The organism is Streptomyces sp. NRRL F-5123 (genome assembly GCF_000721495.1).
Taxonomy (GTDB): Bacteria; Actinomycetota; Actinomycetes; order Streptomycetales; family Streptomycetaceae; genus Actinacidiphila.
On record NZ_JOHY01000018.1, the window covers coordinates 57,123 to 70,348 of the forward strand.

General features: G+C 73.3%; 9 protein-coding genes. 5 read left to right on the top strand and 4 right to left on the bottom strand.

Features of this window, described 5'->3' with window-relative positions; translation table 11 throughout:
- The first annotated feature begins 24 nt into the window (after positions 1-24).
- Positions 25-2,856 (top strand): hypothetical protein, encoded by a 2,832-nt coding sequence (locus IH54_RS0117945; protein WP_234343587.1) that lies wholly within the window; start codon positions 25-27, stop codon positions 2,854-2,856.
- A 13-nt stretch (positions 2,857-2,869) separates the two neighbouring features.
- Here the strand turns inward: IH54_RS0117945 and IH54_RS0117950 are convergent, their stop codons facing one another.
- Positions 2,870-3,874 (bottom strand): ABC transporter ATP-binding protein, encoded by a 1,005-nt coding sequence (locus IH54_RS0117950; RefSeq protein WP_052397584.1) that lies wholly within the window; start codon positions 3,872-3,874, stop codon positions 2,870-2,872.
- A gap of 424 nt (positions 3,875-4,298) precedes the next feature.
- On the opposite strand from IH54_RS0117950, the gene IH54_RS0117955 reads away from it, so the two are divergent.
- Positions 4,299-6,677 carry a glycoside hydrolase family 44 protein gene (locus tag IH54_RS0117955; protein ID WP_078862312.1) on the top strand — a complete coding sequence of 793 codons (2,379 nt, stop codon included), beginning with the start codon at positions 4,299-4,301 and terminating at the stop codon, positions 6,675-6,677.
- Positions 6,678-6,944: 267 nt separating this feature from the next.
- Here the strand turns inward: IH54_RS0117955 and IH54_RS0117960 are convergent, their stop codons facing one another.
- Positions 6,945-7,637, bottom strand: a complete 693-nt coding sequence (locus IH54_RS0117960; protein WP_031517932.1) for a response regulator — start codon at positions 7,635-7,637, stop codon at positions 6,945-6,947.
- Positions 7,634-8,803 (bottom strand): histidine kinase, encoded by a 1,170-nt coding sequence (locus IH54_RS0117965; protein WP_052397578.1) that lies wholly within the window; start codon positions 8,801-8,803, stop codon positions 7,634-7,636. Before IH54_RS0117965 ends, IH54_RS0117960 begins: the two co-directional genes overlap by 4 nt.
- A gap of 480 nt (positions 8,804-9,283) precedes the next feature.
- Here IH54_RS0117965 and IH54_RS0117970 point away from each other — a divergent pair, with 480 nt between their 5' ends.
- Entirely contained in the window at positions 9,284-10,192 is a 909-nt protein-coding gene (locus IH54_RS0117970) for a CPBP family intramembrane glutamic endopeptidase (RefSeq protein WP_078862309.1), read from the top strand.
- A 98-nt stretch (positions 10,193-10,290) separates the two neighbouring features.
- On the opposite strand, the gene IH54_RS0117975 is transcribed toward IH54_RS0117970, so the two are convergent.
- Complete coding sequence (locus IH54_RS0117975; RefSeq protein ID WP_063762323.1) at positions 10,291-11,220, bottom strand: LysR family transcriptional regulator; 930 nt, start codon at positions 11,218-11,220, stop codon at positions 10,291-10,293.
- 135 nt (positions 11,221-11,355) lie between these two features.
- On the opposite strand from IH54_RS0117975, the gene IH54_RS0117980 reads away from it, so the two are divergent.
- Both IH54_RS0117980 and IH54_RS0117985 read left to right on the top strand, forming a co-directional pair.
- On the top strand, positions 11,356-12,135 hold the full coding sequence (locus IH54_RS0117980) for an amino acid ABC transporter ATP-binding protein (RefSeq protein WP_052397586.1): 780 nt from the start codon (positions 11,356-11,358) through the stop codon (positions 12,133-12,135).
- Positions 12,136-12,257: 122 nt separating this feature from the next.
- The gene (locus IH54_RS0117985; protein WP_031517942.1) at positions 12,258-13,223 is read left to right on the top strand and encodes a glutamate ABC transporter substrate-binding protein; all 966 of its coding nucleotides are present in this window, start codon (positions 12,258-12,260) and stop codon (positions 13,221-13,223) included.
- Positions 13,224-13,226 lie beyond the last annotated feature (3 nt).

Genomic DNA, 13,226 nt, shown 5'->3' on the forward strand with positions numbered 1-13,226 from the left:
CGCGCGGCGGAGGAAGGACGCGACGTGACGCGGCGGGCAGGCAAGGGCGCGGCGATGACGCTGCGCCTCATCCGCAGGGAGACCCGCGGCGACCTGCCGCTGCTGGTGTGCCTCGCGGTCCTCGTCCTGGTGCTCGCCGCGCTGTGCGCCTGGGCCCCCGCCCTCGCCGGCCGGCAGGAGGACCGGGCGCTGCGGCAGCGGGTCGAGGCCGCGCAGGCGCAGACCCCGCTGGTCACCATGAGCACCACCCCCGCGGTCTTCAACGGCCCCCGCGTGGACATCGGCCGGCTGCTCGGCGCCGGCCGCACCCTCACCGCCCGGCTCGGCGCACCCGCCGCCGCGCACCTGACCCCCGAGGGCGACGCCGGCTACGACTACAGCCAGGCGGCCCTGACCTTGCCGCACCCGCCGGACCACACCGTCACCGGCACCCGACTCGCTCTGAGCTACCTGCCGTCCGCGCGGGACCACCTGCGCTACGTCAGCGGCCGCGCGCCCGCCGACAGCACGCCGGAGGGCGGCGTACCCCAGGTCGCCCTGTCGCAGGCCACCGCCGCCGCGTTGGGCGTCGGTGCCGGCAGCCGGCTGTCCGTCGACTTCGCCGCGACGCCCGACGTGCAGGACACACCGCCGCACGTGACGCTGCTGGTGAGCGGGATCTACCGCCCCACCGGCGGGGCCGGCGGCTACTGGACGGGACGGGAGAGCCTCGACCGGCCGACCCGCGCCCCCGCCGAGCGCACCGCCGGCACCGTCCTCTCCGTCCGCGGCCTCGTCGGCCGGGACACCGCCGACGTCCTGTCCGGCGCCGGGGTGCGCGGCCCCCTGGTGACCTGGCAGTTGCGCGCCGACCTGCGCGGGGCGGCACTGGACGAGGCCCGCGCCCTGTCCGGACCACTGGCCGGTCTCGGCGCCACCCTGAACGCCGACCTGTGCCAGGGGCAGGGCACCGACTTCGTCACCGGCGACGTCATCTGCAGCGTCGCGGGCCAGGCCACCGGGTCCGTGCTGGTCGTCGACTCCCTGACGCCGCTGCTGGCTTCGTTCACCGCGCAGGACCACCAGGCGAGGGCGCTGGCGGCCTTCGCCGTGGACGCGCTGGCCGCCGTCGTCCTGGCCACTGTCGTCGTCGCGGTGCGGCTGCTGCTGCTCCGCAGGCGGGCGCACCTGCGGCTGCAGCGCGCGCGGGGCGCGTCCACCGCGCGGCTGGTGCTGGTGCGCTGCGCCGTGGCGTGGACGGTGGTCCCGGTCGCCGCACTCGCCGGCTGGGCGGTGGGGCGTGGCCTCGCGCCCGGCGGTACGTCCGGGGCGCCGCGGCCGCTGCCCGCCGCCGTCGCCGCCGCGGTGGTCGCGGCGACGGTGCCGCTGATGACCTGGCTCGCGGTCCGTGAGCCGCGCAGACCCGGCCGGCCGCGGCCCGCGCGCCGGCGTACGGCCGCACTACGGCGGGCGGTCCTGGAGGTGACGGTGCTGCTCGCGGCGGCGGCCGGGGTGGTCGCGCTCCGCTCGCAGGGTCCCGACGCGATCCTCGGGGCGGTGCCGGTGCTGGTGGCTCTGGCCGTCGTGGTGGTGCTGCTGCGCTGCTACCCGCCGGCGCTGCGCCTGCTGCTGCGGCGGACCCGGCGCGGCCGGGGGACGGTTGGCTTCGTCGGCGCGGCCCGCGCCGCGCACGACGCGCCCGCGACCGGGCTCGCCCTGTTCGTCCTGGTGCTGACGCTGGGCACGGCCGTGTTCGGCGGGCTCGTACAGCGCACGATAGGCGACGGCCTGCCCGGGGGCGCCGCCTGGGCGGCCGGCGCCGACGCGAGCGCGACCGCGAGCGGGCACGTCACCCCCGCCGGGTCCACCGCCGGGATACGGGCCGCCGTCGAGCAGTTGCACACCGTCAGCCTGGTCCGGCAGGCCGACGGGGCGCTGACCACCCGGGCCGCCGTGATCACCGTGGACCCGGGCCGGCTCGTCGCCGTCGCCCCCAGGTCACCGCTGGCCCGCGTCCTGCTGGCCGAGCTGGGCCCGACACCCGCGGGCCGCCCGGACGCGCACGCCCCGCTGCCGTCCTTCCTCTCCCCCGGCCTGCGGGCGGGTGAGCACGCCGGCGGCTTCACCACCTCGCTCGGGGCCGAGGGGCAGCCCACCGTGGACCTGACCTTCGCCCCGGTCGGCACCCTCACCGCAGCCGACCTGCGCGACCCCCTCCTCGGGCCGGTCACCGCGCGGATCCCCGCCGGGACACCGCTCCTGGTCACCACCGCCACGGCCGACCGGCTGATGCCGCCGCAGAGCACGGACAGCACCGTCCTCCTCCTGCGCGGCGACAGCCCGGCCACCGCCACACCTGCCGCGCTGCGGTCGGCGGCGACCCGCGCGCTCGGGCCGCTGGCCCGGATCCGGGTCCGCGCCGAGGAGTTGAGCGCCCTGCAGGACGACGGCCTCACCCGGGGCCTCGGCACCCTCTACACCACCGCCTCGGCCCTGGCCGCGCTGTCCGGCCTACTCGCCCTCGCCCTGGAACTGGCCCTCGCCGCCCACGAACGCGGCCGCACCACCGCCTTCCTGCGCACCCTGGGACTCGGCGGCGGGGAAGCGGGGGCGTTGCACCTCCTGCAACTGCTACCGCTCGCGGTGGCCTCCGCGGTGGGTGGCACGGTGCTCGGACTGCTCGAACCCCGGCTGACGGCACGGACGTTGGACCTGCGCCAGTTCACCGGCGGCCCGGCACAGCCCGCGCTGCGTACCGACTACGGGCTGCTCGTCGCGCTGGTCGCCGGCGTGACGGCGCTGGTGCTCGCCGCCGCGGCCACCGAGACCGTGCTCGCCCGCCGGCGCCGCCTGGGCGCCGCACTCCGGCTGAGCTGACCGGCCCTCCGGGCTACGACACGTCCCGCGCGCCGCCGGGGCTCCCGCCGTCCTCGGGGCTCCCGGCCTTCTCGGCGTTCTCCGCCTCGGACCTGGCCCGCCGCGCCGCCTCGTCGGGCCATACGCCGATGTGGTCGGTCTCCAGGGCCAACCGCACCCGCTTGCGCATGTGCAGGCGTTCGGTGAACTCGCCGGGCAACTGCAGCCGCCCGCTGCCGTCCAGGACCGCGTACTCCTCGGCGGTGAGTACCTCCACGCCGTCCTCGCCGGTGGCGACCCGTCGCAGCACCTCGGTGGAGGTGCGGCCGTTGCGGATCAGCACGGTGCGCTGGACCTGCTCGGACACCAGCGGGTCGTGCGTGACGACCACCACCGTGACGCCGAGTTCCTCGTTGGCACGGCGCAACGCCGCGAACACCTCGTCGCTGGTGGCCGTGTCGAGCTCGCCGGTGGGCTCGTCGGCCAGCAGCACGCGCGGCGCGTTGGCGTTGGCGACGGCGATCGCGACACGCTGCTGCTCACCGCCGGAGAGCATGTCGGGGGTGCGGTCCGCGCAGTGCGCGACGGACAGCATGCCGAGCAACTCCTCGGTGCGCGCCCGGCGCAGGGACCCCCTGACACCGGTGTACGTCATCGGCAGCATCACGTTCTCCGCGGCCGTGAGGTACGGCAGCAGGTTGTGCGACGTCTGCTGCCAGACGAAGCCCACCGTCCCGCGCCGGTAGCGCAGCCGGTCGCGGCCCTTCATCGCCAGCAGGTCGTGCCCGTCCACGGCGGCGGAACCGGCGGTGGGCACGTCCTGCCCGGACAGGATGCCCAGCAGGGTGGACTTCCCGGACCCGGAGGCACCGATCACCGCGACCATCTCGCCCTCGGCGACCACCAGGTCGAGCCCCTGCAGCGCCTGTACCTCCACACCCTCGGTCCGGTAGATCCGCACCAGGTTCTCGCAGACGACCACGCCGTCCTCACGCTGCGGGGCGGCGGCCTCGGCGGCCCGCCGCCGCAGTTCCGCCAGGTCCCGTGCCCCAGTGGGCTGTTCACGAGCTGCCACGCGTTCCCCCCGGGGAGTGAAGTCGGTCCCGGCCATTGTCTCCGGTCCGTCCGACCGCCGCGGACGAGGGGCGTACCGGCCCTGTACCGGTGCCGGCGCACAGCCAACCCCCTTACTGCAACGGTTCGTTCGTCATGCCGAACCAAGGCGGAGACCCCGTTGCGCAGCCACGAAGAAGGTGACGGGGGGAATGGCGCTGCACGGCTGTTGACCGGCGGGTCCGGAGGCAACACAATCGTGGGAGCGCTCCCACGCGTTGCGATTCTGCGCGTCCGTGCCCTCCCCCCCCACTCTTGGCCGCGACACAGCGCACAGCGAGCACCTGCCGGGCCCTCCGATGCCCTTGCCGGTGCTCCTGCCGGTGCAGCCGGCCGCCGAGAAGGAGACCATGCGTAAGAAACTCAAGGCTGTCGGCCTGACCACGGTGGCGGTACTGCTGGCAGGTGTCGGTACGGTCCAGGCCGCGGGTGCCGGCCCGGCGGCGTCCAGCGGGGCCGCCACGGCCGGCCCGGCGCTCACGGTGGACACCACCACCGGGCGGCACGCCATCGACCCCCACGTCTACGGCATCAACTTCCCCGACGAGGCTCTGGCCCAGGAGCTCCACCTGCCGGTGGGCCGCTGGGGCGGCAACGCGACCACCCGCTACAACTACACCAACGACTCCTACAACGCCGGGTCCGACTGGTACTTCGAGGACCTGCACTACGACAACGACGTCTCGGCGCTCCCCGCGGGATCGCAGGCCGACAAGTTCGTCGAACAGAACCGCAGGACCGGCACCGACACCCTCATGACCGTGCCGATGATCGGCTGGACCGCGGCCGGCCGCGACAACGGGTGCGGCTTCAGCATCGCGGAATACGGGCCCCAGCAGGACAGCGACTCCCAGTGGCGCCCGGACTGCGGCAACGGCAAGAAGCCCGACGGCAGCCTGGTCACCGGCAACGACCCGGCCGAGACGAGCGTGCAAGCGGGCCCGGACTTCGTCAAGGGCTGGGTGCAGTACCTCGACGGCACCTACGGCACCGCGGACGACGGCGGGGTGCGGTTCTACGACCTGGACAACGAACCGGACCTGTGGCACAGCACCCACCGCGACGTCCACCCGGCCGGGGCGAGCTACGACGAACTGCGCGACAGCACGTACGCCACCGGTGCCGCGATCAAGGACGCCGACCCCGCCGCGCAGACCCTCGGCCCGGTCGGCTGGGGCTTCAACTCGCTGATCTACTCGGGGCTGGACCAGGAGAAGTGCAGCGAGCAGGGCGGCAACTGCTGGTCGAACCCGCCCGACCGCGCCGCCCACGGCGGGGTGGAGTTCGCGCCCTGGTACCTGCAGCAGATGAACGCCTACGAGCAGGAGCACGGCCGCCGCATCCTGGACTACTTCGACGAGCACATCTACCCGCAGCAGTCCGGCGTCTCCGGCAGCGCGGACGACGCCGCGACCCAGGCCCTGCGTCTGCGCTCGACCCGGCAGCTGTGGGACCCCTCCTACGTCGACGAGAGCTGGATCAACCAGCCGATCCAGTTCATCCCCCGCATGCGCTCGCTGGTCGACCAGAACTACCCCGGCACCAAGCTGGCCATCTCCGAGTACAACTGGGGCGCGCTGGACCACATCGACGGCGGCCTGGCCCAGGCCGACGTGCTCGGCATCTTCGGACGCGAGGGACTGGACCTGGCCACCTTGTGGTCACCGCCCAAGGCAACCGACCCCGGGGCCTTCGCCTTCCGCATGTACCGCAACTACGACGGCAACGGCGGCAGTTTCGGTGACACAGGTGTGCACGCCGCCAGCGCCGACCAGGACGCGCTGTCGGTCTACGCGGCAGAACGCAGCACGGACCACGCCACCACGGTCATGGTCGTCAACAAGACCACGGGCGACCTGACGGCCCCGGTCACCCTCACCACCGGCACGACCCTGCCCACCGCCGCGCAGGTCTACCGCTACGGGCAGGCGGACCCGACCGCGATCCAGCACGCGGCCGACCAGCCGCTGGACGGCGGCTCGTTCACGGCGACCTTCCCCGCGTACTCCATCACCGAGTACGTCATCCCGGCGGGGTCGGCGCAAGCCACGCCGCCGTCCGCGCCCGGCACGCCCACCGCCTCGGCGATCGGCTCCGACCACGTCACCCTGGCCTGGCCGGCCGCTACTCCCGGAACCGCGCCCCTGGCGGACTACCGCGTCTACACCGGCGACCCGGCAACCACGGCGCCGCTGGCGACCGTCGCCGCACCGGCCACCACCGCCACCCTCACCGGCCTGACCCCGGCCACCACGTACACCCTCCGGGTCGTCGCCACCGATACCGCCGGCCGCAGCTCACCGCCCTCGGCGCCGGTCCAGGTCACCACCGGCCCGGCGGCCACCAGCAGCTGCACCGTCAGCTACGCGCTCAGCAGCGACTGGGGCAGCGGCTTCACGGCAAGCATCACGATCACCAACAAGGCCGCCGCGGTCAACGGCTGGCGCCTCGGCTTCACGTTCCCCGGCAACCAGAAGGTCACACAGGGCTGGAGCGGGACCTGGTCGCAGAACGGGACCTCGGTCACCGTCAACGACGCGGGCTGGAACGCTTCCCTGCCCACCGGAGCCGGCACCACGATCGGTTTCAACGGCTCCTACAGCGGCGCCAACACCGCCCCCGGCGCCTTCACCCTCAACGGCGCCCCCTGCACTGCGGCCGGTACCGCAGCAGCGGCAGCTCTGCCCCGGGCCACCGGACACGCGTCCCCCGGTAACGCCGTGCACTGACCGTCGGACGGCCGTCCGCTCCGCACCCCCCTCGTCGCGGAGCGGACGGCCGTCCGGCCCGCCGGCCATCAGCACCAGGTGTTCGGACGTCGTCACGCCCGCTCCTCGGCTCCGGCCTGACCGACACGGCCCTTCCACTCAGCAACGCGCACAGTGCGCACCGCCCCTCAGGCTCGGCCGCACGGGCGCACACCCGCCGCCGGCGGGTCCGGAGCGGTCGGACACGCGGTGAGCCCCGGCTCACGGCACCTTGTCGCGGGCCCGGGCTCAGTCACCGCCCCCGGCGAGCCCGGCCCGATATGCCAGGACCACCGCCTGGACGCGGTCGCGGAGGTCGAGTTTGGTGAGGATGCGTGAGACATAGGTCTTGACGGTCTCCGGGCTGAGCACCAGCTCGGTGGCGATCTCCGCGTTCGACAGGCCCTCGCTGACGAGGAGGAGCACCTCGTGCTCGCGGGGCGTGAGCACCTTCAGGCGCTCGCGCTCCGGCGACGGCGGGGCGGCAGAGGGGCGTACGCGTTCGGCGAAGCGGCCGATCAGGGTACGGGTGACGGCGGGGGCGAGCAGGGACTCACCGCGGGCGACCGTGCGTACGGCGTTGACCAGTTCGGGCGGCGGGGCGTCCTTCAGGATGAAGCCGCTGGCGCCGGCGCGCAGTGCCTCGTAGACGTACTCGTCGACGTTGAAGGTCGTGACGACGAGGATCTTCGCGGGGCTGGGGGAATCGGGGCCGGCCAGGTGGCGGGTGGCCTCGATGCCGTCGAGCAGCGGCATGCGGATGTCCATGACCACGACGTCCGGCCGGAGCTCCTCCGCCCTGCGGATGCCCTCCCTGCCGTCGGTGGCCTCCCCCACGACTTCCATGTCGTCCTGGGCGGAGAAGATCGTGACGAATCCGGCCCGGACGAGAGCCTGGTCCTCGCAGACCAGAACCCTGATGGCAGGGAACGGCACGCTCATGCGGCGCCCCCCGCCGGTATGCGCGCGTACACGCGGAAGCCGCCCTCCTGAAGGGGCCCCGCCGCGAACTCTCCACCCAGCATCTCCACCCGTTCCCGCAGACCGGTCAGGCCGCGGCCCCCGGAGACGTGCGCGCCACCGTGGCGGAGGGCGGGCGCGTCGGCCGCGCCGCCGGCCGTACCGGCGGTGGTGACCTCGACGTCCGTCCAGGCGGGGGTGTGCGCGAGCCGTACCAGCGTCCGCTCGCCCGCGGCGTACTTCGCCGCGTTGGTCAAGGACTCCTGTACGACCCGGTAGGTTGCGAGTCGGACATTCGTGGCCGTGTCCGCCGGCTCTCCGTCCTCGACCAGCTCGATCGGCTGGCCACCCGCCCGCGCCTGCTCCACCAGGCCGGGCAACCGGCCCGGCATCGGCGCCCGGGACGCCGACTCGCCGGTCGCCTCCAGCACGTCGAGCAGGAACCGGAGTTCGGCCAGGGCGGTGCGGCCGGTGCCGGTTATGGCCTCAAGTGCCCTCCCGACCCGGTCCGGTGACGCGGTGAGGTACTGCGCCGCGCCGGCCTGCACCACCATCGCCGTGACATGGTGGGTCACCACGTCGTGCAACTCCCTTGCCATACGGCTGCGTTCCTCCGCGATGGCCGCCTGCGCGGACAGCCGCCGGCGCTCGGCCTCGTGCGCCCGCCGCCCGCGCACCACCGCGCCCAGGCTCCACATGGCTGTCAGGGCGACGTAGAAGACCACGAAGTCGGTCCAGGTGTTGGGCGAGCCCAGTGCGTGCAGCGTGACCCCGAAGACCAGGTATCCGCCCGTCGCCGCCAACGGCGCCGCCTGCCGGTGGTGTTGCTGGTGGGCGCCCACCGAGTACAGCGCGATGTAGAGCCCCAGGCTGGCGAAGGTCGGCGGGTAGCCGAGGCACTCGTGGACCGCGAAAGAGATCCCCACCGCCGCGAGGCAGACGGTCGGCCACCGGGTACGCACCGCGAGCGGCAGCGCCTGCCCCAGGGCCCACAACACGCCCGCGGCGGAGGCACGGTGGGTGGGAAGGTCGCCGAACTGCGCCCCGATCCGCGCGAGTGGCTCCGCGAACGACAGCACCGTGAAGACGACCGCGAACTCGCGGTCCCTGGTGGCCACGGGGCGTGATCCCCACCACCGGGACAGCACGCGGAGCCGGAGTGGCGCGCCGGACCACGGGCGTACGCGTACCGAACGGCTGACGTCCGGCGCATGCGCCTCGCCTTCCGGCCGCGGATCACGGGCGGGGTCCGCGGGGAGGGGGGACGCGGGGCGTAGTGATGATCGGGCTGACTGGTCGTCCATCGTCGTCCACGTTCTGGTAGTTGCCGCGGTCGCTCCGGCCGAGCGGTACGGGAGCCGGGTCTTCGTACCCGGCCGCGGTTCGGGGCACGTCGCGGTCGGGTCCTTCCGGCATGCGAGGCCGGAAGGACCCCGCACGTGACCGTAGCGCCCGTCGGCAAAGACGGTGTCCCCCGTGGGGGAACAGCCGGGTAGCTCCCTCGGGGGACCGGCGGATGCGGCAGGTGCCCACCGCAAGGTGACGCCCCGCGGTGGTCACGACCCGTAGTTTTCCGTCCTCGGGAGCGAAGAAGCGCTCACCGTGAGCAGGCATTCGAGGAGCTATCCATGTCGTCCGCCCAGCAGCAGCACCCGATCCCCGAGAGCGGACCCGTTGCCGTCCGGACCGGACCGACCGGCGGCACCCCGCGCTGGGCGGCGTCCGCATGGGCGCGGCTGCCGGTGCTGTTCGTCCTGATGCTGGCCGTGGGCGCGATCACCAACTGGATCAACGGTGTCGCCGACGGCACCCCGCTGACCGCTCTGGTCGCGGGGGTGGTCACCGGCGGGCTCGCCCTTGCCGCGTACGTCAGGCTGGTGCGCTACCTGGAGGGCCGTAGGGCGGAGGAGTTGGCGCCCGAACGGGCCCGGCGGGATCTGGGCCGGGGCATCGGGGCCGGCGTGGCACTGTTCGCCGTCACGATCGCGCTGGTCGCGATGACCGGCAGCTACCAGGTGCACGGCTGGGGCACCTTCGGGGGCGCGCTGACCACGCTGGGGCTCATGAGCTGCGCGGCGGTCACCGAGGAACTGGCCTTCCGCGGCGCGCTGTTCCGGGTGCTGGAGGAGAAGTCGGGGACGTGGGGGGCCCTGGTCGTCTCCGGGCTCCTGTTCGGCGGTCTGCATCTGCTCAACAAGGACGCGACCGTCTGGGGCGCGCTGGCCATCGCCGTCGAGGCCGGGCTGATGCTCGGCGCGCTCTACGCCGCCACCCGCTCGCTGTGGCCGGTGATCGGCGTGCACCTGGGATGGAACATGGCCGAGGAGGGCATCTTCGGTACCGACGTGTCCGGCTCCGGGAGCCACACCGGTGGTCTGCTGCACGCCTCCACCAGCGGTCCGCAGGCACTGAGCGGCGGCAGCTTCGGCCCCGAGGCCAGCATCTTCGCCATCATGGTCTGCGCCGTGCCGACCGTGCTGTTCCTGGTGCTCGCCAAGCGCCGCAACCGGCTCCGCACCCGCGCCGACGTCGCGTGAGGGCCGTGGCGTACACGATTCACCCGGAGCTGACGGGCGCGCAGGAGGTCGTGGTGCGAAGCACCGGAGCGGGGCCCGAGCGCTGCCACCGGAGCCCGTCAGCAACCGGGGCCCGACGCGGTCGCGATCTGCCCCTGGGCGAGCCGGGCGGCGCGGCGGATCTCCGCCAGCACGGCGGCGACTGCCGGGACGGCCACCATGTCGGGCCACAGCAGCGCGTACGTCCGGCGCAACGGCCAGTCCAGCAGCGGACGGTAGACCAGGCCGTCGCAGAGATGGCTGCGCAGCGCCATCTCGTTCATCAGGCTGATGCCGAGACCGGCGCCCACCAGCGCCAGGACGGTGTGGGAGTCGTCGACGGTGGCACTGATACGCGGCTCGAAACCCAGGTTCGTGCAGGCCGCCTCGAAGCGGTCCCGGAATCTCTCCATCACCCAGTCGTGACCGGCGAGTTCGGCCAGTCCGATCTCGGAGCGGTCGGCGAAGGGGTGGTCCTCGCGCATGACCACGCAGCGGCGGTCGGTCATCAGCGGTACCCGCATCATCACCTCCTCGCCCTCGGGTACGTCCTCGTTGGCCCAGTTGCAGAGCAGACCGAGGTCGGCCGCGCCGGACCGGATCAGCTCGCGCGCCTGGACCGGCTCGGCCTGGGTGACGGTGATGTGCACGTCGGGGTGGTGGTCCCGCAGCCGTCCGACGGTTGCGGGCAGCAGGGACACGCAGCCGCTCTGGAAGGACACCATGCGTACCAGGCCGCCGCCCCGCGCGACCTGCGAGGCGATGTCCTGGTCGGCGGCCCGGAGCGCCGAGAAGATCGTCTCGGCGTGCCGCGCCAGGGCCTGCCCGGTCTGCGTCAGCCGCACGCCGCGGCCGGCCCGGGTGACCAGCGGGGCGCCCACCGTCTGCTGCAGCCGCCGCATCTGGTAGCTCACCGCCGGCTGGGTGTAGCCGAGCGACGCGGCGGCGGCCGTGTACGACCCGGTGCGGGCGATCTCCGCCAGCACCACCAGTTGGCGTATGTCCAACACCCGCGCATCATAAGGGATTTCGATGTTTCGACGAAAAGACCCTCATTGGACGCGGCAAGCCTCGTTCGGTGGAATAGCCGCATGGCCACGGACCGTCCCGAAGCCCTCTCCGCAGGAGTTCCCGTGAGCACGTCCATGAACTCGAGTACCGACTCCCCCACCCTGTCCGGCCCGTCCCGGCCGCCGCTGGTGCGGATCGCGGGTGTGAGCAAGTCCTTCGGCGACAACCAGGTCCTGCGCGACGTGAGCCTGGACGTAGCCGCCGGCGAAGTGGTCGTCGTCATCGGTCCGTCCGGCTCCGGTAAGTCCACCCTGTGCCGGTGCGTCAACCGGCTGGAGACGGTCGACTCGGGAACGATCACGATCGACGGCGTCCCGCTGCCCGCCGAGGGCCGTGCGCTGGCCCAGCTCCGCGCCGACGCCGGCATGGTCTTCCAGTCCTTCAACCTCTTCGCACACCTGACCGTCCTGAGCAATGTGACCCTCGGCCCGGTCAAGGTCCGCGGACTGTCCCGTGCGCAGGCCGCGAAGCGCGGCCGCGAACTCCTGGACCGGGTCGGGCTCTCCGACAAGGCGGACGCGTATCCGGCCGAACTGTCCGGCGGCCAGCAGCAGCGCGTCGCGATCGCGCGGGCGCTGGCCATGGACCCCAAGGTGCTGCTGTGCGACGAGCCCACGTCCGCGCTCGACCCGGAGATGATCCAGGAAGTGCTGGACGTCCTGGCCGAGTTGGCGGCCGCGGGGATGACGATGCTGGTCGTCACCCACGAGATGGGCTTCGCCCGGAAGGCCGCCGACCGCGTGGTGTTCATGGATGCCGGCCGCATCCTGGAGACCTCCGCACCGGCCGAGTTCTTCGCCGCTCCGCGGACGGACCGGGCCGCCGACTTCCTCTCCAAGATCCTGCGGCACTGACCCCCGGAATCCCGGACCACGCCAACGGAGCACCATCCGCTTCCCGTTCGCCACCGCGGGGCACCCGGCCGCTTCCCCGGCGCCCTCCTTCCGTCCCCGTCCCGCACAAGCCAGGAGTAACCATGTCCCGCTCCCGGACCGGCCGCAGCCCGGTCATCCGCACCGCCGCAGTCGTCGGCCTCGCCGCCGCCACGGCGCTCGCCCTGACCGGTTGCTCCAGCGACTCGTCGGGCTCCACGGTGCCCGGCGCCCCCGCCGCCCACTCTTCCGCGGCCGCCGCGGGCTCCGCGACCATCGACCAACTCGTGGCAGCCGAGGCGCCGGCGGCGGCGGCGCTGATGCCGAGCGGCTCGACCGCCGCGAAGATCAAGGCCAAGGGCTCCCTCACGGTCGGCGGAACCCAGACCGCCGCTCTGTTCTCCCTGCTGAACCCGACCACCGGCAAGGTCGACGGCTTCGACGCGGCCATGTCCCGGCTGCTGGCGAAGTACATCATCGGCAAGGACTCGACGAAGCTGACCAACGTCACCGCCAAGACCCGGGAGGCGCTGCTCAGGAACCACTCGGTGGACGCGGTCTTCGCCACGTACACCATCACGCCGGAGCGCGCGAAGGTCGTCGCCTTCGCCGGGCCGTACTACCAGGACGGCCTCGCGATCGAGGTGAAGAAGACGTCCACCGGGATCAGCTCGCTCAAGGACCTCGCGGGCAAGACGGTGGTCACCGAGTCCGGGTCCACGGCGGCCACGGCCGTCCAGCAGGCCGCTCCCTCGGCGAAGGTGCAGTTGTTCGACACCAACATCGAGTGCCTGCAGGCCCTCCAGCAGGGCCGGGCCGACGCCTACGTCCTCGACCAGGGCATCCTCGCGGGCAACGCCTCCTCCAACCCGGACGTCAAGGTCCTGGCGGGAACGTTCAGCGCCGAGCCGTACGGCATCGGACTGCCGCTGGACGACCCGGACTTCAAGGCGTTCGTCAACGGGTGGCTGAAGCAGATCGAGTCCGACGGCACATGGGCGAAGGTGTGGCAGGCCACCGTCGGCACCCAGGTGCCCGGCCCGGTTCCGGCCCCGCCGGCCGTCAGCTGAACC